Genomic DNA, 22,067 nt, shown 5'->3' with positions numbered 1-22,067 from the left:
CGGGCCGGCGGTCCGTCACGTCGTGACTCGGTCGGCGGGCGGCGGGGTCTCCACCAGGAGCTGCGCGATGACGCTCGGTGCGCTGACGCCGTCGAACTCGGCCTCGGCGTCGAGCACCAGGCGGTGCGCGAGGACCGGGACGGCCAGCGCCTTCACGTCGTCCGGCGTGACGTAGTGGCGACCACTCAGCGCCGCGAGGACACGGGAGGCACGGATCAGTCCCATCGCCCCACGGACGCTGACGCCGAGCCGGACCTCGCTCGCGGAGCGGGTCGCGTCCACCAGACGCGCGACGTAGTCGGCGATCACCGCGTCGACGTGCACGGTGCGCGCCAGGGCGGCCATCTCGGTGATGGTCGCTGCAGGCACGACGCTCGCCAGCGGGACCGACGCCGACGGAGCCGACGAGGTCTCGAGGATCTTCACCGTCGCGGCGTGGTCGGGGTAGCCGATGGACGTCTTCATGAGGAAGCGGTCGAGCTGCGCCTCGGGCAGACGGTAGGTGCCGGCCTGCTCGATCGGGTTCTGGGTCGCGATGACCATGAACGGCGCGGCGAGACGGTGGTTGACGCCGTCGACCGTGATCGCGGACTCCTCCATCGCCTCGAGCAGCGCGGACTGCGTCTTCGGGCTCGCCCGGTTGATCTCGTCGGCGAGCACGATGTTCGCGAAGACCGGCCCGCGGTGGAAGTCGAACTCCTGCGTCCGCTGGTCGTAGACGCTGATGCCGGTGATGTCGCCCGGCAGCAGGTCGGGGGTGAACTGGATGCGGTTCGTGGTGCCCTGCACGCTCTGCGCCATCGCCCGGGCGAGGCTCGTCTTGCCCGTTCCGGGGACGTCCTCGAGGAGCAGGTGCCCCTCGCTGAGCATCGCCGTGACCGCGAGGCGGATCACGAACGTCTTCCCGAGGAGCACCTGCTCGACGTTGGTCACGATGCGGCCTGCGACGTCGGCGAACCAGGTGGCCTGCTCCGGGGTCATGCTCATGCGGGGTGGTCCTTCGGTCGTGGCGGGAGGTGTGCGGCGGCGGGAGGGTCGGAGCAGGCCGGGCGGGCGTCAGCCGCCGGGAGCGGGTTCCGGGGCGGGCTGCTCGGGGGCGGGCTGCTCCGGTTCGGGTGCCGCTGCGACCGGGAAGGCGTCGGTTGCTTCACCCGCCTGGGTCGAACCCGATCCGTCGGTCGCGGTGACGTACGCGCGCACCTTGACGGACTTGGCGAAGAAGGGTGGCTCCGGAGGAGTCCCACCAGCGTCCCAGCTCGACGTCGTGGGGAAGCCGTTGCCGTCGTCGCTGGCGTACCAGTACGCCGTGTACCGCACCGTGATCCCGCTGCCGCTCGGCCCCGTCACGGCGATCGGCTGCCCCTGTTGAGCAGTGGCCACCGAGAGGTTCGCGTCGAGCGCCGTGGCGTTCCCCGTCCACGAGTCCGCATCGGACGAGCAGAAGCTGCTCCCCGGGCCACCGCAGGCGCGGACGGTCAACGGTGCCGAGACGTTCCGGGCGCCGGACCCGGGCACACCCGTCCAGGTCTGGCCCGGCTGCAGCGTGATCGGCTGCCCGCCGGCCTCGAGCTGGTAGTGGTGTGCTGGCCGCGACGAGGCGGTGACGCTCACGTTCCAGAGGTTCGTGCCGGCCGGGACGACGTCGACCGAGGGCCTGCCGGTACCGGACGGCCGCTCGTAGGTCACGGCGTCGACGTAGTCCACGTTGCAGAAGTAGCCGTTGGTCACGGTCACCGCGTACCGGGTCGAGCCGCCGCCGACGCCCGAGTCGCGCGTCGGACTCGAACTGCCGAGCGAGTTCGAGGGCGGAGCAGCACAGTCCACGTTGCCGGATCGGAACACGGCGTACCGCAGGCCGGACCCGCCGGCGGCGTCCCCGGCGCTCCAGCTCACCGTCACCGTCGACCGGCCGGACGAGTCCGCCTGGTCCCCGGCGACCGCCTGGAGGTTCGTCGGCTTGCCCGGTGTCCCGACGGCACTGCCGGTGGCAGACGCGGAGTTCCACTGCACGACGGTGCCGTTGCGGTCGGCGTCGTTGCGAGCGGACACGGTGACCTTGTACTGGGCAGCGCTCTGGGCGCCGGTGAACGACGTGTTCGTGGCGGTGCCGGTGTGCCGCGTGGTCGACAGGCCGGGGCCCTCGATCGTGACGATGTAGTCGTCGACCGCGCTGCCGTTGTTCGGCGCGGACACCTTGCCCCACTTGACGTCGAGCTGGTTCGGCGTCGCCTTGCTGGGCGTGACCGTGATGCCCTTCGGCGGTGCCGGCACGAAGTCCGCACTCATCGGACCCGAGCGGGACGAGGGCTTCGAGTCACCGATCGCGTTGGTCGCCACGACCTGGAACCGGTACGACGCCTTCGGGTCGAGTCCGGTCAGTGTGCACACCGTCGCGGTCCCGCAGTTCTTCGAGACGCCGTTGGTCCCGACGACCCGGTAGCCCGTGATGGGCGAGTTGTTGCCCTGCGGGGTCGACCACGTCAGCGTGACCTGACCGCCGTCGTAGGAGCCGGTGCGGGTGGGTGCACCCGGAGCGTCCGGGACGTCCTGCACCGAGATCGTGACGTCGCCCCAGACGTACCGGTCGGGGTCGTTCGTGGCGTCCGCCACCTGGTACTGCAGGTGGGCGTCGCCGGGCTTCGCGGTGTCGGCGACCGAGACCTGCAGGCGCGTGCGGTCACCGCTCGGCGTGACGGTGACACCGCTCGGCGGCCCGCCGGACAGCCCGCGGATGTTCACGACGCGCAACCGCTCACCCGGGAACGGGTTGGTCGGCTGGTCGTTCGTGAGCACGTCGATGGTGGTGGTCGCCCCGCGCTTCGTCACCGACCGGTCGGGACCGGGCTGGACCACGGGACGGGTGGAGGCGACGACGCCGACGGTGACGGTGCCGGCGCGACCGGTGTTGGCGTCGTCCGCGACACCGATCCCGATCGACGCGGTGGTGTTCTTCTTCGCGGTGTCGGCGACCGAGATCGTGAGCTGCTGCTTCGCGATCGAGGCGGTCGTCCCCGCGGCGGGCCGGCCGACGATCGAGTACCGGAGCTCGGGCAGGTCCCGGGGGTACGGGTAGTCGGTCAGCTTCGTCAGGTCGATCTTGCGCGTCTCGCCCGGCTGCATCTCGACCGAGGAGCCCGTGAACGCCGGCGGCTGGTTCGACCGGGGCGTGACCGTGATCGGGAGCACGAGCGTGGCGACGCGGCCCTTGCCGCCGTTCGCCGACGAGCCGTCGGTGACCTCGAACGAGATCGACGCCTTGCCGTAGTAGAGCTTCGCCGACGTGAACTGCAGCGTCGAGGAGTCCACCACCAGGCTCTGCCCGTTGGCGTGGGTGGCCTTGACCGTGCCGCGGTCGGTGATCTTCGCGGTCTCGCCGTTCGCCGTCACGACGAAGTCCTGCAGCGGGATGCGGACGGTGGCCTCGCTCTTCACCGTGACCGCACCGGCGCTGCGGTTGATCTGGGGCAGGGCGTCGTCGAAGCCCGGCACGTTGATGAAGCCGTAGGAGACGATGTCCGGGTGGTCGGCCCGGGCGACCGAGAACGGGATCACCTGCGAGTCGTCGGTCAACCGGACGGTGATGCGGCCGTCGTCGGTGGGCGTCGCCGTGTCGCCGTAGCCGGGGACGACCCCGACACGCAGGTCGGCCGCGGTGCCCTCGGCGAAGAAGACGTTGTCGAGCACGTCGACGGTCACGCTCTGCCGGTGCAGGATGTCCTGCAGGTCGAGGGTCGTGTCGTCGACCTCGGGCCGGAGGGGCTGGGCGTCGGGGTCGACGGTCACCGTGAGGAAGGCCGTGCTCGATCCCCCGCTGCTGTTCGCGACCGTGTAGAGCACCGCGAAGTCACCGCTCTTCGCCGACTCCGGAGGCGTGACGCGGATCTGCTGCTTCCGGAGGACCTTGGCGGTGACGTCCTCTGCCGTCGGCTCGGCCTGCGCGACGGTCAGTTGCCCGCCTTCGGGGTCGGAGTCGTTCTGCAGGACGCGCACCGTCACCGACCCACCGGGGCGGATCGTGACGTGGTCGGCCTCGGCCACGGGGTTCGAGGCCTGCTCGGCGCGAGGTGCGATGCCGACCCGCACGGTGCCGGTGGCGCGGACCCCGAGGGCGTCGACGACGGTGTAGGTGAACTCGTCGGTGCCGGCCGAGTAGTCGCCCGCCTCGTAGGTCAGGGCGTCCGAGGCGACGTCCGAGACGGATCCCTTGTCGGGGTTGGAGCCCACGCCGACCAGCTGGACGGAGTCGCCGTCCGGGTCGATCCCGTTCAACGGCACGCTGACCCGCACCGACGACCCGGCGACGACGCGCGCGGTGACGGTCTGCGGGACGGGCGGGTTGTTCGTGGCGGCGTCGCGCTCGCGCACCGAGATCGACACGGCGGCGTCGGCGTACTGGCCGTCCGGGCCGGCGACCCGGTAGACGGCGGTGTAGTTGCCCGGCGTCTTCGGGGCGAGGTACCGCAGGTGGTCGCCGGAGACGAACAGCAGGCCGCCGTCACCGGGGACGTTCTGCACCAGTTCGGGCTGCAGCGTCAACGGCTCGCCCTCGGGCTGGGTGTCGTTGTCGAGCACGTCGATGTTGGCGACGTCGCCGACACGGACGGTGGCGCTGTCCGGCTGGGCGACCGGCGGCTGGATGCGGTCGGGCTTCGGGATCTCGACGACCGTGATCGTGCCGGGTGACGACGCCAGGCCGTTGGTCTCCGTGTACCCGAACGAGACCGGACCGTCGAGGGGCGCCGTGAGCGTGACACGGACCGTGTGCTGGTCGAGGATGCTCGCCTGCACGCCGCTGCCCCGTGGGGGTCCGTCGAGCGCCGTCACGAGCAGCACCCCGCCCGCCGGGTCGATGTCGGTCGCGGTGACGTCCGTGTCCTTGGTGGACAGGGTGTTCACGAACACCGTCTTCGGCGTGGTGATCGGCGCCGTCGAGGCGTCCGGTGGCGCGAGGACGGTCACCCGGACGATGCCGCTCGAGGTCTTCACGCCGTCGGTCACCGTGTACTCGAGCTGGTGGTCGCCCGCCCGCTCCCCCTGCACCCGGAAGGTCCCGGCGTCGTAGCTCGGGGTGACGGTGAGCCCGGACGCCGACGACACGCTCGTCAGCGTCACGGTGCCGTTGCCACCGCGCACGTGGTCGAGCGGCTCGACCGTGAAGGCCTTACCGGCGTACCCGGACACCGGGAACGGATCGGCGCGCAGCGGGACGGTGCCCTGCTTGGCGACCCGGACCGTCACAGCTCCCCGGCCGTCGGCGCGACCGTCGCTCACGACCAGCTGCACGGAGCGCTCACCGGTCCGGCCGCTGTCGTTCCGGAAGTCGAGCAGGCCGTCCGGCGTGGTGGACACCCGGTCACCGTTCGATGCGGTCGCCGACTCCAGGTACACCGGGTCGCCGTCCGGGTCGACCCAGTCGCCGAGGACGTTCGAGACGACGTGCCCGTTCTGGACGACGTCGGCCGAGGTGTCGCGGACCTGCCGCGGCGCCTCGTTCTGACTGTCGGGGCGCACGCTGATCCGGACGGTCGCGGTGTCCGATCCGCCGTTGCCGTCGGTGATCGTGTACGGGAACGTCACGGTCCCGGTGGCGCGCGACGACAGCGTGACCTGCAGCCGTTGGCCGTCGCCGACGATCGCGACGCGGCCGGCGGACTTCGAGATGGTGCCGACCTCGCTCACGATGATCGGGTCACCGTTCGGGTCGTAGTCGTTGAGCAGGACCGGGAGGCTCGTGGTGCGTCCCGGACGAGCGCCCAGTTCGTCGTCCACCGCCACCGGCGGCTTCTGGTCCTTGTCGACCTCGGGGTCGTCGTCCGAGACCTGCTCCTGCTGCTGCTCGTCGTCCTGCTTGATCAGGTCGGCCCAGTTGTCGATGAGCTGCCCGCTCCGGTCGATCGCCCAGGAACGGCCGCTCGTCGGGTCGTTGGCGACGACGGTGTCGCCGTTGTGCAGGATCTGCAGTTCGCTCGTGCCGCCGGTGCTCGCCAGCCGCTGCAGCGCGTTGCCGTCACACGTGTCGATCGCCTGCCCACCCGCCCACGCCGCGTACGTGCAGGAACCGTCGACGTAGGGCCGCGCGGCTCGTCCGGCCACCTGGAGCGCGGTGGCGTCCACGGTGCCGGAGGCGCTGACACGGACCAGGCCCGCCGTGCCCGCGACCGTGACCTGGGCAGTGCTGTCGGAGGACCGCTGGAGGGCCGGCGACGACCCCACCCGGTCGCCGAGTTCGACGGTGCGGCCGTCGACCGACAGGGCACCGCTCGTGCGGTCGAGCACGGCGAGGTGCCCGTCGAACGTGGCGACCTGGAAGTCGTCGCCCCGGTCCATGTCGACCTTCCACCGTTCGTCGACGGTGAGTGTCGTGCCGACGTCGACCAGCGAGGCCGTCCCGGTCTTCGCGGAGTAGACCGCGACGTGGCCGTCGGAGGCGTCGAAGACGGTGTCGGCGCCCAGGGTCAGGTCGGCCTTGGCCGACGCGTCGAACTCGGCGAGGTCGTTCGCGGGGGTCGCCCAGAGCTCGCCCGTGTCGGCGTTGCCGATGACCGCGGTGTCGCCCGCGAAGAAGACCTGCGGCGCCCCCGCCGGCAGCGTGATCGCATCGCCCACGGTGGCGTCGGCGACGTCGACCCGGGCGACCGTGCCCTTGGTCTCGTCGACGCTGTAGACGGTGGAGCCGCGCTGCAGCACGGACAGGTCGTCGCTGGCCGTCTCGACCGCGGTGTTGAGCTGCAGGATGCCGGTGTTCGCCCGACCGACGGCGCCGTACTCGGCCGAGGGCACCCAGACCGTGCCGTCGCCGAGGTCGACGCGTTGCGTGTGGTACCCGGTGGAGACGATGGCGGTGGTCGCGACGACGGCGGCGACGAGCACCGAGGCACCGGTCGTCACGGCGGCGGAGCGGTGCTTCGCGAGGAGGGCGCGGATCACCCGGCGCTCCCGATCGTCGCGCACTTCTGCGCGCTCGCGGCACCCGTCTTGCCGTCGCGGTTCACGGCGACGGCGATGCACTCCTCGTCGCCGCGTTCGCCGGAGACGACGAACGTCGTGCCGGTCTGCTGGCTCGACGACCCGTTGGACGAGATGACGTAGGTGTCGCCGCTGCGCAGCCCCGGGTCGGTCCAGCTGAAGGACACGGACTGCGGCGACGGCTCGGCACGGACCTCGGCCACGACCGGGATCGCCCCGGCGCCGAGCCGACCGACGACGACGACCGTGGCGATCGCGAGGGCGGCGACCACGACGACGGCCAGGGACGTCGCCCAGACCAGGGTCGAACGGGTCCGGCGCCGGGCACGCGTCACGGACCCGGTGCGGTGCACGGTGCCGACGCTGTGCGAACCGCCGGCCACGACCCCGCCCTGCACCGCGCGGCGGGTACGACGACGCCCGCCGACCCGGGTGGGTGGCTGCAGCTCACGGATCACGGTGCGCTCACCGTGCGGGGTCGGCGTCGAGATCGCCCAGGCCTCGACCGCGACGTCGGCGGACGTCTGCGGAATGCCGAGCTCGGCCTCGACCTGCTGGAACCCGCGGACGAGTTCCATCACCGTCGCGGGGCGTCCCTGCGGCTTGCGGGACAGCGCCGAAGCGAGCAGGCGCTCCAGCGAGGGCGGCACGTCGGTGCGACCGGTGGGCTTCACGCCGCCCTTGTCGATCCGGTGCATCAGGTCGTTCGCACCGTTCTTGCCGCCGCGGACCTCGAACGGGCTGCGCCCGGCGAGGAGCGAGTACACCGTCGCCGCGAGTGAGTACACCTCGGACTGGATCGTGCCGCGCGACTCGTCGATCAGGACCTCGGGCGCGGACCACGGGATCGACATGCCGATCGGCTCGTCGGGGTCGGTGCCCCCGATCGTCGCGGCGATGCCGAAGTCGGAGAGCACGGGGTTGCCGTAGGCCGTCAGCAGGATGTTCGACGGCTTGATGTCGCGGTGCAGCACGCCCTCGCGGTGTGCGGTCTCGAGCGCCGACCCGATGCGGATACCGATCGACAGCACCTCGGACACGGGGATCGGTTCGCGACGGTAGCGCTCACTGAGGGACGAGGAGCAGAGCTCCATGACCAGGTAGGGACGGCCGTCGGCGGCGACGCTGGCCTGCAGGACGGTGAGGATCGACGGGTGCGTGCTGAGCCGGGCCATCAGGTTGGCCTCGGCCTGGAACATCTGCCGGACGCGGTCGTCGACGACCTCGTCCAGCAGCACCTTCACCGCGACCTGTCGTCGGGGCATGTCCTGCTCGTAGAGGAAGACGTCGGCGAAGCCACCGGACCCGAGGACGTGCACGGGACTGAAACCGCCGATCACGGGCGGGTTGGACGGCAGGCGTCTCGCCATGGTCCTCTCCTCCCCCGGCCGAGCGGCCAGCTCTCTCGACGTGGCCATGTCATTGTACGAAGCGTGGGTGACCGACATTCCGCACGCCGATCCCCCACAGCTCGACGTGTTCCCCCAGTTCGGGGGCCAGCTAGTGGCGCGGCAGCGTGTCCTCGAGGTCGCCGTCGTCCGGTGCGGCATCGACCTGCAGCACCACCACGGTGACGTTGTCACGACCGCCGGCCACGACGGCGTCGCCGACCAGGCGCTCCGCCAGGTCCTGCGCGCCCGGCTCACGTGCCGCGATCCGCGCGATCCCGGCGTCACCGAGCTCCTTGGTGAGCCCGTCGGAGCAGACGATGTAGCGGTCGCCGGCCCGCAGGGGCAGGGTCCACCAGTCCGGCGCCGGCGGTTCACCGAAGCCGACCGCACGCGTGATGACGTTGCTGTCCGGGTGCTGCTCGGCGTCCTCGGCACGCAGCAGGCCGGCGTCCACCATCTCCTGCACCACCGAGTGGTCGACGGTGACGCGCCGGAGCACGCCGTCCTCGATGCGGTAGGTGCGGGAGTCGCCGACGTTGAACACGAGCGCCGCGGGCTGCCCGAGCGACGCCACGAGCGCGATCCCGGTGACGGTGGTGCCCGCGCCGATGGCGTTGCCGCCGGCTGCACGCTCGATGTCCGCGGTCGCGAGGAGCAGCGCACGCTGGATGCCCTGACGCGTGGTGAACGGTTCGGCCGTCACCTGCTCGAGCCGACGCACGACCGCGTCGCTGGCACGGTCGCCCGCGAGGTGCCCACCCATGCCGTCGGCGACGACGAAGAACGGCGCGCCCACGATGTAGCTGTCCTCGTTGTGGTCACGCCGCCGACCGACGTCGGTCGCGGCTCCCCACGAGAGTGTCAGGGTGGCGCCGTCGGCACCGGGGACGTCGATGGCGTGCGCAGTGGCTGCTCGGCCGAGTTCGGTCACGTGTCAGGATCGCTCTCTGGTGGGTCGGGGCGTGCCGTGTGCTGTCTGATCGGAGGGCCACGGGGGAACCGGAGGCAGCCCCTCTGCCGTCGGTGCGACCCGGAGGTACGGCGAGAGGACCTCGATGGCGTTGCCGTCACCGATCTCGACTACCGTACCCGTCAGCGCGACGATCGACGCACCCGATGCCATGCGGTAGGCGGGGGCCCCGGCCGGGCGGACGACGGTCCCGTTGGTGGATCGGAGGTCCTGCACGACGACGGCCTCGCCCTCGGCGTGCATCCGGACGTGCGACGACGACACCTGCCCGTACGCCGACCGCACGGCCACGAGTTCGGGCTGCGGGCCACGGGTGACCCGCGGCAGCGACGGCCGTCGGCCGATGACCACCGGGTGGTCGAGCCGGAAGGTGCGGTCGCCGATGCGGATCGAGGGCACGCGTGCCGTGGGCGCGGCGGGCACCGCCGGGACGGCCGGGAGGCCCGGGGCGGCACCCACGAACGGGCTCGCTCCGGCGCCGGGTCGCGCCGGCACCCGGACGACGGTGTCCTCCGGATCGACGTCGTCCACCGCCGCGGGTGGCTGGTCGGTTGCCCCGGGCGCGGGCCGGATGACCGTGTCGCCGAGGACCCCGTCGTCGGATGCGGGGACGGGGTCGGAGGCGGGGCCGGCTCCCGGGACGACGGGACCTGCGCCCCGGATGACGGTGTCGTCGACGGCGTCCGCCGTCCGGTCGCCCAACGGTCGCCGGGGTCGCCGGATGACGGTGTCCTCGATGTCGTCGTCGTACAACCGGAGCCCTCCCAGTGTGGTCTCCCCCACCGTAGACGATCCGGTCGACCCCACGTCATCGACGCTCCCACGACGGCCCGCTGCCCGCGACGACCGAGCGCAGGACGAGCCCCGCGAGCGGGTCGTCCGCGCGGGTCTCGAGGGCGTACCGGGCACGCGTCTCCGCCCGGGCCCAGGACCCGAGCGCCCACGCACACCAGGCGCCGAGCGACAGGGCGCCGGCAGCGCCCGATGATCCGTCGAACGCGCCGTCCTGCGCGCGCCACACACGCCACGCGTCGGCACACCGGTCACCGGCGAGCCGCACCCGGGCCCGATCGGGAGCCGGGCCGAAACCGTGGAGCGCCGGCGGTGTCGGGTCCGCGAAGGGGTCGAACACCCGGATCGAACGGGGATCCGGCGTGCCCTGCGCCGCGATGAACGGCACCAGGGCCATCCGGGGCGCGAGTGCGCCGCACGCGGTCACCACGGCCGTCGCAGCGGCCGTCGACAGGTCGGCGCGACCGGGCGCGACCAGCGCGGCCGCCGCAGCGGGGAGGGTGACCGCCGCGGCGATCTCGCGAGGGAAACGGACTGCGGAACCGGGGCTGGACTGTGCCGTGAGAGGGATCATGCACGCCATCGAAACGTGCTGGGGGCCTCCAGGCAGGGCCGCCCCGACCATCTGTGGACCGGAGCGACCCCGCTCACGCCTGTGGAGGACGAGCCGACCCGGCACCCGCTCAGGCGGCGACGGGGTCCAGGCTCTCGGCGACCAGGTCCCAGCCGCCCTCGTTGCGCTCGACGACCACGCCGTTCGCGGCCGCCCAACCGACCAGGTCGTCCATGGTGCCGATGCTCGCACCGGTGCGGGCGAGCAGCGCCACCAGGCGACCCTTCGCGGTCTTGTTCCAGTGGTTCAGCGCACGACGACGACCGGAGCCGTCGACGCTGACCACCCGTGGTGCCACCGCTCCGGGCACGGGACCGAGCTGCCGGTACCCCTCGGACCGCAGGTCGAGCACCAGGCCGTCCGCGCGGGTCAGCAGGGAACGGGTCGACACCGCGGGCCAGTGCGCGGCCAGTCGGATCGACCCGAGCCGGGAGTCGTGCGAGAGCCGGTACGCCGGGATCGGGTCACCGGCACCGATGGGGCCGAACATCGCGGACTGCACGATCACGTGTTCCGCCCACCACGCACGGGTCGCCGCGTCCGCGTCCTGCGCGCCCAACGGGTCGTAGAGGACCCCGGTGTACCGCTCGATCGCGGGCATGGTGCCCGAGGTGTCGAACTCGAGGTTCCGGAGCCGTTCGGCGATCGACTTCGGACCGAGCTTGAGCGCCGTCCTGGCCGAGGACTCCTCGGAACTGACGAAACGGGCCGCGGTGATCACCGCGGCCCGCTCATCGGCCAGTTCCGGGAACGAGAGTGCACGCAGATCGAGCGTGCGGCTCGTGTCCCCGCCCTCCCGCTTCGTCTCCGAAGGCGGGAGCAGGACGGTCAGTCCGGTCAGGACGCCAGCGCGGCCTGCCGCGCGACGATCGTCACCGTGTCGTGCTCGACCGACAGGAAGCCGTCTTCGGCGTCGACCGCGACGGTCGACCCATCGGCCCGCGTGATGCGGACCTGACCCTGCGCCAGGATCGCGAGCATCGGCTCGTGTCCGGCGAGGATGCCGATCTGGCCCTCTGTCGTCCGTGCGACGACCATGGTGGTGTCGCCCGACCAGACCTCACGGTCCGCCGAGACGACGCTCACGCTGAGACCCGCCATGTCAGCGGTTCTCCTTCTGGATCTGTGCCCACTTCTCTTCCACGTCGTTGATGCCACCGACGTTGAAGAACGCCTGGGTCGCAACGTGGTCGAACTCGCCGTCGGCGATGGCGCGGAAGGACTCGATGGTGTCCTTGAGCGGCACCGTGGAGCCCTCGACACCCGTGAACTTCTTCGCCATGTAGGTGTTCTGCGAGAGGAACTGCTGGATACGACGAGCGCGCTCGACCGTGATCTTGTCCTCTTCGGAGAGCTCGTCGACACCGAGGATGGCGATGATCTCCTGCAGTTCCTTGTTCTTCTGGAGGATCTGCTTGACGCGCGTGGCCGTCTCGTAGTGGTCGGCACCCAGGTAGCGCGGGTCCATGATGCGCGACGTCGAGGCCAGCGGGTCGATCGCGGGGTACAGACCCTGCGACGCGATCTCACGGGAGAGCTCGGTCGTCGCGTCGAGGTGCGCGAACGTGGTGGCCGGAGCCGGGTCGGTGTAGTCGTCAGCCGGCACGTAGATCGCCTGCAGCGAGGTGATCGAGTGACCACGCGTCGAGGTGATGCGCTCCTGGAGCACACCCATCTCGTCGGCGAGGTTGGGCTGGTAACCCACGGCGGACGGCATGCGGCCGAGCAGCGTCGAGACCTCGGAGCCGGCCTGCGTGAAGCGGAAGATGTTGTCGATGAAGAGGAGCACGTCCTGCTTCTGGACATCGCGGAAGTACTCCGCCATCGTCAGCGCCGACAGGGCCACGCGGAGACGCGTTCCCGGCGGCTCGTCCATCTGGCCGAACACGAGGGCCGTCTTGTCGAAGACACCCGCCTCTTCCATCTCACCGATGAGGTCGTTGCCCTCACGGGTGCGCTCCCCGACACCGGCGAACACCGACACACCGCCGTGGTCCTGCGCGACGCGCTGGATCATCTCCTGGATGAGGACGGTCTTGCCGACGCCCGCACCACCGAAGAGGCCGATCTTGCCACCCTGCACGTACGGGGTGAGGAGGTCGATGGACTTGATTCCGGTCTCGAACATCGAGGTCTTGGACTCGAGCTGGTCGAAGGCCGGGGCCTTGCGGTGGATCGGCCAGCGCTCGGTGATCTCGAGCTTCTCGTCCGTGTTGAGCACGTTCCCGAGGACGTCGAACACCTTGCCCTTGGTGACGTCGCCGACGGGGACCGAGATCGGAGCGCCCGAGTCACGGACCTCCTGGCCACGGACCAGGCCGTCGGTCGGCTTCAGGGAGATGGCACGGACGAGGTCGTCGCCGAGGTGCTGCGCGACCTCGAGGCCGATCTCCTGCGACGAGTCACCGATGGTGATGGTCGTGAACAGGAGGTTGTACATCTCCGGGATTGCGTCGTGGGGGAACTCGATGTCGACGACGGGGCCCGTGACACGGGCGATCCGGCCGACACCGGGCGCCGACGACGTCTCGACCGCGGTGGTTGCGGTGTCGGTCATGGCTGGTGCCTTCCTGAGGGTGGGTATCTGTCCGCGAACGACGCGGACTACTTCTTCTTCGACGAGAGGGCGTCGGCGCCGCCGACGATCTCGGAGATCTGCTGGGTGATCTCCGCCTGACGCGCGTTGTTCGCGAGTCGGGTGAAGTCACGGATCAGCGAGTCGGCGTTGTCGCTGGCCGCCTTCATCGCCTTCTGACGCGCGGCGTGCTCGGAAGCAGCCGACTGCAGCATGGCGTTGAAGATGCGGCTCTCGATGTAGACCGGGAGCAGCGAGTCGAGCACCGCATCGGCGTCCGGCTCGAACTCGTAGAGCGGCAGGGGCTCGTTGCCCTCGGGCTCGTCGATGCCCTCGACGACCTCGAGTGGCAGCAGGCGAACGACCTGCGGCTCCTGGGTCGCCAGGCTGATGAACCGGTTGAACACGATGTGGATCTCGTCCACGCCGCCCTCAGCGGTGTCCTGGAGGAACTTCGCCACGACGGCGTCGCCGATCTCCTTGGCCGTCGAGAACTCCGGCTGGTCGGTGTTGCCGACCCACTGCTGCTCGGACGGACGCTCACGGAACGCGAAGTACCCGACGGACTTGCGGCCGACCAGGTAGTAGACGACGTCCTTGCCCTCGCTGCGGAGCAGGGAGGCGAGCTCCTCGCCCTGCTTGAGGACGTTCGTGCTGAACGCGCCGTTCAGGCCGCGGTCCGAGGTGAAGAGCACGACGGCTGCACGGGTCGACGACTCCGGCTCGGTGGTCAGCACGTGGTCGACGTTCGAGAACGTCGCCACGGCCGACACCGCACGCGTGACGGCCCGCGAGTACGGACCGGACGCAGCCATACGGGCCTGCGCCTTCTGGATCCGCGACGCCGAGATCAGCTCCATGGCGCGGGTGACCTTCTTCGTGGTCTTCGCCGACTTGATCCGCTGGCGGTAGACCCGGACCTGCGCTGCCATCTAGCGACGACCCTTGACGATCTGCTCCTGGTCGACGTCCTCGGCGTCAGCCGCGTCGAACTGCTCGGAGCCGAGGGTCTTGCCGTCGCTCGTCTGGAAGCTCTTCGTGAACTCGTCGATCTGCTTGTCCATCTCGGCGACGGTCTCGTCGCTGAGCTGGTTCGTCTCGCGCAGGGTCGTGAGGACGTCGGAGTTGCGACGCAGGTGGTCGAGCAGTTCGGACTCGAAGCGGAGCACGTCCGGCACCGGGACGGTGTCGAGCTTGCCGTTCGTGCCGGCCCAGATCGAGACGACCTGCTCCTCGACCGGGTACGGCGAGTACTGCGGCTGCTTGAGGAGCTCGGTCAGACGCGCACCGCGCTCCAGCTGGCGACGCGACGCCTGGTCGAGGTCGGACGCGAACATCGCGAACGCCTCGAGCGAGCGGTACTGCGCGAGCTCGAGCTTCAGCGTGCCGGAGACCTTCTTGATCGACTTCACCTGGGCGTCACCACCGACGCGGGACACCGAGATGCCCACGTCGACGGCCGGACGCTGGTTCGCGTTGAAGAGGTCCGACTGCAGGAAGATCTGGCCGTCGGTGATGGAGATCACGTTCGTCGGGATGTACGCCGAGACGTCGTTCGCCTTGGTCTCGATGATCGGGAGACCCGTCATCGAACCGGCGCCGAGCTCGTCGGACAGCTTCGCGCAACGCTCCAGCAGACGGGAGTGCAGGTAGAAGACGTCACCCGGGTAGGCCTCGCGGCCCGGCGGACGACGCAGGAGGAGCGACACCGCACGGTAGGCCTCGGCCTGCTTCGACAGGTCATCGAAGATGATGAGGACGTGCTTGCCCTGGTACATCCAGTGCTGGCCGATGGCCGAACCGGTGTACGGGGCGAGGTACTTGAAGCCGGCCGGGTCGGAGGCCGGGGCGGCGACGATGGTGGTGTACTCCATCGCACCGGCGTCCTCGAGCGCGCCCTTGACGGAGGCGATCGTGGAGCCCTTCTGACCGATGGCGACGTAGATGCAGCGGACCTGCTTCTCCTCGTCGCCGGACTCCCAGTTGGCCTTCTGGTTGATGATCGTGTCGATCGCGATGGCCGTCTTGCCGGTCTGACGGTCGCCGATGATCAGCTGACGCTGACCACGGCCGACGGGGATCATCGCGTCGATGGCCTTGATGCCGGTCTGCAGCGGCTGGTGGACCGACTTGCGGGCCATGACGCCGGGAGCCTGGAGCTCGAGGGCACGACGGCCCTCTGCGGCGATCTCGCCGAGACCGTCGATCGGGGCGCCGAGCGGGTCGACGACGCGACCGAGGAAGGCGTCGCCGACGGGGGCGGAGAGGACCTCACCCGTGCGGGTGACCTCCATGCCCTCCTCGATGCCGCCGAACTCGCCGAGCACGATGGCGCCGATCTCGTCTTCGTCGAGGTTCTGCGCCAGGCCGAGCGTGCCGTCCGCGAAGCGGATGAGCTCGTTCGCCATGACGCCGGGGAGACCCTCGACGTGGGCGATGCCGTCACCGGCGTCGGTGACGTGCCCGACCTCGGCCGTGGAGGCCTTCGTCGGCTCGTAGTTCGAGACGAAGTCCTTCAGGGCATCACGGATCTCATCGGGGCTGATGGTGATGTCTGCCATGGGATTTTCCTTGTGGTTTTCCGGGGCCCTTCGGCTCCGAGAGGGTGACGCTGCCGGACTCGGCAGTTCCCGTTGTGGACTTGGGGAGGAGCGGCTTCGACCGTACGCCTAGCCGGCGAGCTGGAGCCGGAGCTCCGAGAGTCGCGTGGACACGGTGCCGTCGATGACGTCGCCGCCGATCTGCACCCGGACCCCGCCGACGACCGTGGGGTCGACGACCTGGTTGATGCTGATGTCCTTGCCGTACCGCTCGGACAGACCGCGCGTGACGCGGGCCGACTGGGCGGGGGTCAGTGGCGTCGCCGTGACGACGGTCGCGACGAGCTTGCCGGCCTGCTCGGCCACGATGCGCGAGGCGTCGCGGACGATCTCACCGATGCGGCGGCCGCGGGGCTGCTGCACCAGGGCCGACACGATCGTGATCGTCTGCTCCGAGGCCTTGGCACCGAGGAGCCGCTCGACGAGCGCGCCCTTCTGCTCGGGGCTGCCGAGCTTGGTGCCGAGCGCCAGCTCGAGGCCGGCGTCCGAGCGGACGGCGGTCTCGAAGGCGAACAGCTCCGACTCGATCGACGAGTCCGGACCCGCGGTGGCGGCGACGGCGCGGATGCCCGCGTCCTCGATGCCCGCGAGCAGGTCCTGCTGCGAGGACCAGCGCGAGCCGGCCACCGCGGTCAGGACCGCACGCGTCGCGTCCGACTGTCCGGCGAAGACACGGTCGATGAGGACCTTCTTGCCGGCCGCGTCGGCCGTGGGGTCGGACAGCAGCCCGAGCAGCTGCGGCGCACCGGCGATCGCACGCCCGGAGGCGAGGATCTCGGCACCCGCGGCCAGGCCGGCGCTCGGACCGAGGTCCGACAGCACCGCCCTGGTGGACGCGAGTGCTTCTCTGGTAGCGCTGCGCATGCTCAGTGCTCCCCCGTCTTCGTGGCCTGCGAGGCCTCGAGGTCGGCGAGGAAGCGGTCGACCACTGCGGTCGACTTGGCGTCGTCCTTGAGGGACTCACCGATCACACCGGACGCGAGGTCCAGCGCGAGGGTGCCGACCTCGGACCGGAGTGCCTGGACGGCGCTCTGGCGCTCGGCCTCGATCTGCGCCTGGGCGTTGGCCGTGATGCGTGCTGCATCGGCGGCCGCCTGCTCGCGGACCTCGTTGCCGATCGCCGTGGCGTCGGCGCGGGCCTGCTCACGGATGCGCGAAGCCTCGGCACGTGCATCGGCGAGCTGCTTGTTGTACTCGTCGAGCGCAGCAGCGGCCTGCTCCTGAGCGGCCTCGGCCTTCTTGATGCCGCCCTCGATGGCCTCGGTGCGCTCATCGAGCATCTTCGTGATGCGCGGCGTGACGACACGCCACATCACCAGGAAGATGATGACGAAGGCAAGCGCCGACCAGACGACGTCGTACAACGGCGGGATCAGCGGGTTGTGCGTCTCCTCCGCCGCGATGATGAGTGCGTTGTGCATCGAGGAGCCTTAGTTGGTGCCGGTGAAGATGAAGTACGTGGCGATACCGATGAAGGCCAGGGCCTCGGTGAAGGCGATACCGATGTACATGAGGGTCGTCAGGCGGCCCTGGAGCTCGGGCTGGCGAGCGACGGACTCGATCGTCTTACCGACGACGATGCCGACACCGATGGCCGGGCCGATCGCTGCGAGGCCGTAGCCAACCGTCGCGATGTTGCCGTTGATCTCCGCGAGAACGGTCGTTGCGTCCACGTGTTTTCCTTTCGAGGTGCGGGTCCGACGGTCGCCGGTCCCGTAGGGGGTCAGTGAGGAATCAGTGCTCGTCAGCCAGCGCCAGCTGGATGTAGACGGCGGTGAGGAGCATGAAGACGTAGGCCTGCAGCAGCGCGACGAGGACCTCGAAGAAGCTGAACGCGATGCCGAACGCGATGGTCCCGACGCCGAAGGCCTTGAAGCCGAGCGAAGCGTCGAAGAAGAAGAACTGCGTGGCCGAGAAGAACAGCACGAGGAGCAGGTGCCCCACGACCATGTTCATCAGGAGTCGCAGCGTCAGGGTGACGGGACGGAGCACGAAGGTGGAGACGAGCTCGATCGGCGTCACGATGATGTACAGCGGCCACGGCACCCCGGGCGGGAAGAGCGAGTTCTTGAGGAACGTGCCCGGGTGCTTGCGGAGGCCGGCGTAGATGAAGGCGAGGTACGCGACGATCGCCAGGATCATCGGCATCGCGATGCGGCTGGTGCCGGCGAGGTTCATGAACGGGACCAGACCGGTCAGGTTCATGAAGAGCACGCCGAAGAAGATCGTCGCCAGGAGCGGCAGGAAGCGCTTGCCGTCCTTCTCTCCGAGGTTGTCGAAGGTGTTGCGACGGACGACGTCGAACGCGTACTCGATGAACGCCTGACCGCGGTTCGGCACGAGCTTCAGTGCACGGGTGCCCACGAACGCGAACACCAGGAGCACGGCGACGGCGAAGAAACGGATGAGGACGAGCCGATCGATCTCGAACGGCGTCCCGGCGAAGAAGATCGCATCCGGGAAGAACTCGTTGATCGACGGACCATGGAACTCGGCGGCCTTGCTGCTCCCCGCCGCGACGGTGTCAACCGCAGCGGAGAGGGACAGGGGAAGAGCGTGGGATAGCAGCGCTGTCTCCTGTGTCGGCGCGCGCACATCATGGCACGCGATGGTGGACGTTGTGGAGGCTCGTCCGCCCCGAGCGAAAGGCTCCGGTAGCGGACTTGAAGAAGCCTATCAGGTGCGAGAGGCTTCCCGGCTTCTCAGACGCGGGGGGTCGGGTTCCCAGCGTCCGCGGAGTCGTCGAGGCCGTCGCCCGGCAGCCGGACGCCGATCGGGGTGCGGGCCTTCGCGACGGCGACGACGTCGATCACCAGGGAGCCGACGACCCCCGCGATGATCACGATCGCCAGCACCGGGAAGTCGACCCAGTCACGGTCCTTGAGCAGGACCAGCAGCACGATGAAGACGATGAACTTGAGCAGCCAGGTGCCCATCACGATGCCGAAGAAGGCACCGGAGATCATCTGGCCCTTCGAGACGCGCAGCGCGACGAGGACGCTGACCGCGGTGAGCCCGAGGAACACGACGCTCAGCACGGCGCCGAGCAGTCCCCCGACCAGCCCGGGGCCGTCCGCGACGAGGAACCCGATGAGCCCGCCGACCACCGCCAGGGCGACGGCGAGGACCGCTCCCCACGTGATGATGCGGCGGAACACCGGCCGGACGTGGTCGAGCGCGTTCGGTACGGTCACGTGATGTCTCCAGGGATCGTGCGGTCGTTGGCGGCCCGGTCGAGCGGGTCGAGGCTGGCGTCCACCACGGCGGCGGAACGGTTGGCGGTCTGGGCGGCGATCTCCGTGCGCTTCCGGCCGAGCGGCGCGAAGGTCGCGACGGCGCAGACGGTGAAGCCGACGGACACGAAGACGACGACCCAGTACCAGTCCACGAAGAGGAACAGCAGGCACCCGAAGGCGACGGTCGCGGTCCACGCGTAGAAGATCAGCACCGCGTGGAAGTGCGAGTGCCCCATGTCGAGCAGGCGGTGGTGCAGGTGCTTCCGGTCGGCCGAGAACGGCGACTTGCCCGCGCTGAGCCGTCGGGTGACCGCGAGACCGAAGTCCAGGATCGGCACGATCAGGATCGCGAACGGCAGCAGGATCGGGATGAACGCCGGCAGCAGCGCCTGGCGTGTCTGCACCGCGGCTGGGTCGATGTTGCCCGTGACCGAGACCGCGCTCGTGGCCATCAGGAACCCGACGAGCAGCGCACCGGCGTCGCCCATGAAGAGCTTGGCGGGGTGCCAGTTCAGGATGAGGAAGCCGAAGCAGGCCCCGACGAGCACCGCGGTGAGCAGCGACGGCAGGTTGAAGAAGAACTCGGTCTGCACGACCACGCGGTTGATGAAGAACGTGTAGAGGAAGAACACCCCACCGGCGATGATCGCGACGCCGGCCACCAGGCCGTCGAGCCCGTCGATGAAGTTCACCGCGTTCATCACGAGCACCACCGCCAGCACGGTGAAGATCAGGCTCATGTACGACGAGCCGACGCCCAGCGTGTTGCCGATGGGCAGCGAGACGATCGCGACGCCCTGCCAGGCGAGGATGCCCGCCGCGATGATCTGCCCGGCGAGCTTCGTCATCCAGTCGAGGTCCCAGATGTCGTCCGCGACACCGAGGACCACGATGATGGTCGCTCCCCCGAGCACCGCGAGGACGCGGCCGGGTTCGGAGAACACGAGCCGGAAGTAGTCGGTCCCCGCGATCGACGGGAACAGGAACCAGGCCGCGAGCAACGAGACGATGACGCCGATGTACATCGCGATGCCGCCGAGCCGCGGCGTCGGGGTGCGGTGCACGTCCCGCTCGCGGACCTGCGGGTACCACTTGTACTTCAGCCCGAGCTTCCAGACGATCAGGCTCATCACGAAGCTCACGACCGCGGCGATGGCCCCCGCGAGCAGGTAGTACTTCATGTGACGAGGTCGGCTCCGACGACCCGGATGATCTCCTCGTCGGGGATCACCCCGTGCCGGACGATGCGGAGCTTCCCGCCGTCCGACAGCCCGGTGGCGTCGACGATCGTCGAGCCGGTGCTGGCCTCGAAGCCGTCGTGCACCTCGACGGGTCCGCCGTCCAGGTAGATCGCGACACTGTCACCGAGCATCCGCTCGGCGGCGTCGACGTCCATCGCGGCCGGGTCGCCAGTGGAGTTCGCGGACGAGACCGCGAGCGGCCCGACCTCCTGCAGCAGCTCGAGGGCGATCCGCGAGTCCGGCATCCGCAGCGCGACCGTGCCGCGCGTCTCGCCGAGGTCCCAGTCGAGCGACGGCTGTGCGTGCAGGATGACGGTCAGCCCGCCCGGCCAGAACTCCGCCACCAGGTCGCGCACCGGCTGCGGGACCTCGCTGGCGAGGGCGTCGAGCGTGGGCGGACCGGGGATGAGCACGGGCGGCGGCGATTGCCGCGTGCGGCCCTTCGCGTCGAGCAGCCGCTGCACGGCCGTCGCGCTGAAGGCGTCCGCGGCGAGGCCGTAGACGGTGTCGGTGGGGACCACGACGAGCTCTCCGCGTCCGAGGGCGGCACGTGCGAGCCGCATCCCGGTCAGGAGCCCGTCGGAGTCGGTGCAGTCGTATCGGGATGCCATGACTCGACGATGATAGTGCGACACAATGGTGGACATCGTGAACGAGACGCCCGCACCCCCGCTCCTGTTCCTCTTCGACATGGACGACGTCCTGGTCCGGTACGACTGGCAGGTGCGCATGGCCGCACTCTCCGACTTCACCGGACACGAGTTCCAGGAGCTCCGTCGCCGCTGGTGGGACTGCGGTCACGAGATGCGTGCCGAGGCCGGTGGGTTCGCCGACGGCGACGAGTACCTCGCCGCGTTCGAGCGCGCGATGGAGTGCGACGTCCCCGAGGCCGACTGGGCCCGGATCCGCGGATCCGCCATGACCGAGCTGCCGGAACGCATCGAGGCGGTCCGGATCGCGAGCGAGCACGGGCGTGTCGGGCTGCTCACCAACAACGGTCCGCTCGCCGGCCGCTGGATCCACGAGTGGGCGCCGTCCCTGCCCGAGGTCTTCGGCGAGCACCTGGACACGTCGAGCAACTTCGGCGCCCGGAAGCCCGAGCCCGAGGTCTTCCAGCGCGCGATCGCCCACCACGGCGTCCCCGCGGAGCACACCTTCTTCGCGGACGACATGCCCGAGAACATCGCGGGTGCGCGGAGCGTCGGCATCCACGCGGTCCTGGTCGAGCACGACACCGACCTGCGGGAGCACGTCCGCGCCTTCGTCGCGGCGCAGCAGCGCGAGGCCTCCCCCGTCTCGTAGCCCGCCACGCCCGTTCCTTCCCATCGCGGTCGCGCTGGAGAGCAAGAACGGGCATACCTGGTCATCCCGGACGACCCGGTACGCCCGATCCCACCAGGTACGCCCGGATCCACCCGGCACACGCGCGCACGGCCGAGCGACGGGAGGCCCGCCCCGCGCCCGCCACGCCCGTTCCTTCCCATCGCGGTCGCGCTGGAAAGCAGGAACGGGCACACCTGGTCATTCCGAACGACCCGGTACACCCAATCCCACCAGGTACGCCCGGATCCACCCGGCACACGCACGCGCGGGTGAGTGACGCGAGGCCTCCCCCGTCGCCTAGCCCACCACGCCCGTTCCTTCCCATCGCGGTCGCGCTGGAAAGCAGGAACGGGCACACCT

General features: G+C 70.1%; 19 protein-coding genes. 1 reads left to right on the top strand and 18 read right to left on the bottom strand.

Annotation, left to right across the window (positions count from 1 at the left end; translation table 11 throughout):
• Positions 1–15: 15 nt before the first annotated feature.
• The 18 genes from QRN49_RS17880 to QRN49_RS17795 all read right to left on the bottom strand — a co-directional run bounded on the left by QRN49_RS17880 (position 16) and on the right by QRN49_RS17795 (position 20,995).
• Complete coding sequence (locus QRN49_RS17880; protein ID WP_027465773.1) at positions 16–987, bottom strand: AAA family ATPase; 972 nt, start codon at positions 985–987, stop codon at positions 16–18.
• Between the two features lie 69 nt (positions 988–1,056).
• The gene (locus QRN49_RS17875; protein ID WP_284757011.1) at positions 1,057–6,927 is read right to left on the bottom strand and encodes an Ig-like domain-containing protein; all 5,871 of its coding nucleotides are present in this window, start codon (positions 6,925–6,927) and stop codon (positions 1,057–1,059) included.
• Complete coding sequence (locus tag QRN49_RS17870) at positions 6,924–8,336, bottom strand: serine/threonine-protein kinase (protein WP_111101377.1); 1,413 nt, start codon at positions 8,334–8,336, stop codon at positions 6,924–6,926. The genes QRN49_RS17875 and QRN49_RS17870 overlap by 4 nt, the downstream gene beginning before the upstream one ends.
• A gap of 130 nt (positions 8,337–8,466) precedes the next feature.
• Complete coding sequence (locus tag QRN49_RS17865) at positions 8,467–9,288, bottom strand: PP2C family protein-serine/threonine phosphatase (RefSeq protein WP_017885739.1); 822 nt, start codon at positions 9,286–9,288, stop codon at positions 8,467–8,469.
• A gap of 3 nt (positions 9,289–9,291) precedes the next feature.
• Positions 9,292–10,110: an FHA domain-containing protein gene (locus QRN49_RS17860; protein WP_284757009.1), complete on the bottom strand. Its 819-nt coding sequence runs from the start codon at positions 10,108–10,110 to the stop codon at positions 9,292–9,294.
• Positions 10,111–10,135: 25 nt separating this feature from the next.
• Positions 10,136–10,693: a hypothetical protein gene (locus QRN49_RS17855; RefSeq protein ID WP_163343567.1), complete on the bottom strand. Its 558-nt coding sequence runs from the start codon at positions 10,691–10,693 to the stop codon at positions 10,136–10,138.
• Between the two features lie 109 nt (positions 10,694–10,802).
• Positions 10,803–11,555, bottom strand: coding sequence for a YaaA family protein (locus QRN49_RS17850; RefSeq protein WP_284757029.1), 753 nt, complete (start codon positions 11,553–11,555; stop codon positions 10,803–10,805).
• 14 nt (positions 11,556–11,569) lie between these two features.
• Complete coding sequence (locus QRN49_RS17845) at positions 11,570–11,833, bottom strand: F0F1 ATP synthase subunit epsilon (RefSeq protein ID WP_027465776.1); 264 nt, start codon at positions 11,831–11,833, stop codon at positions 11,570–11,572.
• A gap of 1 nt (position 11,834) precedes the next feature.
• Positions 11,835–13,289, bottom strand: coding sequence for a F0F1 ATP synthase subunit beta (gene atpD, locus QRN49_RS17840; RefSeq protein WP_017885744.1), 1,455 nt, complete (start codon positions 13,287–13,289; stop codon positions 11,835–11,837).
• Between the two features lie 47 nt (positions 13,290–13,336).
• Positions 13,337–14,239, bottom strand: a complete 903-nt coding sequence (locus QRN49_RS17835; RefSeq protein ID WP_110864050.1) for a F0F1 ATP synthase subunit gamma — start codon at positions 14,237–14,239, stop codon at positions 13,337–13,339.
• The gene (gene atpA / locus QRN49_RS17830; protein WP_027465778.1) at positions 14,240–15,868 is read right to left on the bottom strand and encodes a F0F1 ATP synthase subunit alpha; all 1,629 of its coding nucleotides are present in this window, start codon (positions 15,866–15,868) and stop codon (positions 14,240–14,242) included.
• A gap of 108 nt (positions 15,869–15,976) precedes the next feature.
• Positions 15,977–16,771 (bottom strand): F0F1 ATP synthase subunit delta, encoded by a 795-nt coding sequence (locus QRN49_RS17825; protein ID WP_027465779.1) that lies wholly within the window; start codon positions 16,769–16,771, stop codon positions 15,977–15,979.
• Between the two features lie 2 nt (positions 16,772–16,773).
• The gene (locus QRN49_RS17820; protein ID WP_071404610.1) at positions 16,774–17,328 is read right to left on the bottom strand and encodes a F0F1 ATP synthase subunit B; all 555 of its coding nucleotides are present in this window, start codon (positions 17,326–17,328) and stop codon (positions 16,774–16,776) included.
• A gap of 9 nt (positions 17,329–17,337) precedes the next feature.
• Positions 17,338–17,580, bottom strand: a complete 243-nt coding sequence (gene atpE / locus QRN49_RS17815) for an ATP synthase F0 subunit C (protein ID WP_017885749.1) — start codon at positions 17,578–17,580, stop codon at positions 17,338–17,340.
• A gap of 61 nt (positions 17,581–17,641) precedes the next feature.
• Positions 17,642–18,502, bottom strand: coding sequence for a F0F1 ATP synthase subunit A (gene atpB / locus QRN49_RS17810; protein ID WP_241660362.1), 861 nt, complete (start codon positions 18,500–18,502; stop codon positions 17,642–17,644).
• 107 nt (positions 18,503–18,609) lie between these two features.
• On the bottom strand, positions 18,610–19,101 hold the full coding sequence (locus QRN49_RS17805; protein ID WP_258375320.1) for a Cg1360 family ATP-synthase-associated protein: 492 nt from the start codon (positions 19,099–19,101) through the stop codon (positions 18,610–18,612).
• Positions 19,098–20,324 carry an MraY family glycosyltransferase gene (locus QRN49_RS17800; RefSeq protein WP_027465783.1) on the bottom strand — a complete coding sequence of 409 codons (1,227 nt, stop codon included), beginning with the start codon at positions 20,322–20,324 and terminating at the stop codon, positions 19,098–19,100. The genes QRN49_RS17805 and QRN49_RS17800 overlap by 4 nt, the downstream gene beginning before the upstream one ends.
• The gene (locus QRN49_RS17795; RefSeq protein ID WP_027465784.1) at positions 20,321–20,995 is read right to left on the bottom strand and encodes an L-threonylcarbamoyladenylate synthase; all 675 of its coding nucleotides are present in this window, start codon (positions 20,993–20,995) and stop codon (positions 20,321–20,323) included. The genes QRN49_RS17800 and QRN49_RS17795 overlap by 4 nt, the downstream gene beginning before the upstream one ends.
• A gap of 37 nt (positions 20,996–21,032) precedes the next feature.
• On the opposite strand from QRN49_RS17795, the gene QRN49_RS17790 reads away from it, so the two are divergent.
• Positions 21,033–21,686, top strand: a complete 654-nt coding sequence (locus QRN49_RS17790) for an HAD family hydrolase (RefSeq protein WP_284756997.1) — start codon at positions 21,033–21,035, stop codon at positions 21,684–21,686.
• The last annotated feature ends 381 nt before the right edge of the window (positions 21,687–22,067 follow it).

This window comes from Curtobacterium sp. ME-Dv--P-122a (assembly GCF_030209645.1).
GTDB lineage: Bacteria > Actinomycetota > Actinomycetes > Actinomycetales > Microbacteriaceae > Curtobacterium > Curtobacterium flaccumfaciens.
Note: the sequence above shows the minus strand (reverse complement) of the source record. Positions and strands in the feature narration are given on the sequence as shown.